Origin of the sequence: Clostridium sp. (assembly GCF_051656525.1) — a bacterium.
Classification (GTDB): domain Bacteria; phylum Bacillota; class Clostridia; order Clostridiales; family Clostridiaceae; genus Clostridium.
In genome coordinates this window covers 1-1,468 of record NZ_JBOGCC010000341.1, presented here as the reverse complement: position 1 = coordinate 1,468, position 1,468 = coordinate 1, and the positions used below count along the sequence as shown (strand labels likewise).

The 1,468-nt window shown below is 29.7% G+C and carries 2 protein-coding genes; both read right to left on the bottom strand.

Translation table 11 applies throughout. The annotated features are described in order from the left end of the window. Positions 1 to 140: 140 nt before the first annotated feature. Entirely contained in the window at positions 141 to 323 is a 183-nt protein-coding gene (locus tag ACRDDY_RS16885; protein ID WP_438566102.1) for an oligopeptide/dipeptide ABC transporter ATP-binding protein, read from the bottom strand. Positions 324 to 533: 210 nt separating this feature from the next. Then, positions 534 to 1,468 (bottom strand): MATE family efflux transporter (locus ACRDDY_RS16880; RefSeq protein ID WP_438566101.1); only part of this gene is annotated, 935 nt, incomplete at its 5' end.

The following is a 1,468-nucleotide window of genomic DNA, read 5'->3' as shown; positions in this document are numbered from 1 at the left end:
TTCCAATCAACTCCTGAACAAATAATTTGGGGACTTGGTGGACTTATAGTTGCTATTCCATTATATTTCTTTATGAACTTCTACAATAAAAAATATGAAAATAATAAAATAGAAAAATAATAAAAAGGAAGAAGCTATAGTTAACTATAGCTTCTTCCTTTTCTAATTTTGGAAAAGAAAACAAGAAACTTTGCTTTCTTTTTCCCTCTAAGTCTTGGGTCACTTATCGGAATAGACTTCATTAATGCTTTTGTATATGGATGCTTTGGATTTTCATAAATTTCTTTTGTTAATCCTTCTTCTACTATCTCACCTAAATACATAACTATTGCTCTGTGACTTATTCTTCTAACTATACTTAAATCATGTGAAATAAAAATATAACTTATCCCCTTCTCTTCTTAAAGTATAATATCTTCAGAATTACTAAAGTTTGATGCATTGTTTGGAGTAAATAATTTTTTAAAAAATTATTTACTTCTACTAGCTCTAATTTAACTATTATTCTTATTTGAGCTAATTCACACATTTTTTTAACAGACTACTCTAAGCCATTTACCGGACCTTAATCTAACCATTTCAAAGACTATTTTTATTATCTCTTCACTACAAATTAAAAAATATACAGGTACAACTCCTAAATTAAAAATTGTTGCTCCTATAAATGCAAGTGGTACTGCATAAAGCCATATAGTTCCTGCTTGTACTAACATTGAATACTTAGTATCTCCACCGCCTCTAAATACTCCTACAATCATTACAATATTAAAGAATCTTATAGGACAGAATAATGCCATTACATATAAAACATTCACTGTATCTATATAAGTTCTATGCTCAATATTAAATGGTGCCACTATAAACTTTGCAGTCATCATAATTATAAGTCCTAAACCCATTCCAAAGATTGGTGATAAGAATCCTATTTTTTTAGAATAATCTAAAGCAACCCCTTCTTCACCTGCACCTATTTTATTTCCTACCATGATAGACGCTCCAGTTGCAAGACCTATACATATAACCATAAACATATTATTTAAAGTTGTTGCTATTTGCATTGTTGCAACAGCACTTGTTCCAATTCTTGCATAAGCAATTGAAAATGCCGTCATTCCAAAAGACCATACAAGCTCATTTAATATAGTTGGTGTTGCTGTATTAAAATATTTTCTAACAAAACTTTTACTGAAGCCTCTCATTTCTTTTATAGTTGATGCTACAATATTTTTCTTTATATATACTACAAGGACTATATAAAGCATTTCTACTCCTCTTGCAATAGATGTTGCAAAGGCAGCTCCCATAACTCCCATTTCTGGCATTCCTAAGTTTCCAAATATAAATACCCAGTTTAAAAATGCATTTACTAAAACACCAATAACACTTGCTCTCATTGGTACTTTTGGTTGCTCTGTACTTCTAAGTGCTGATGAATAAGCCATAGTTATGTTAGTAAAAATATAACTAA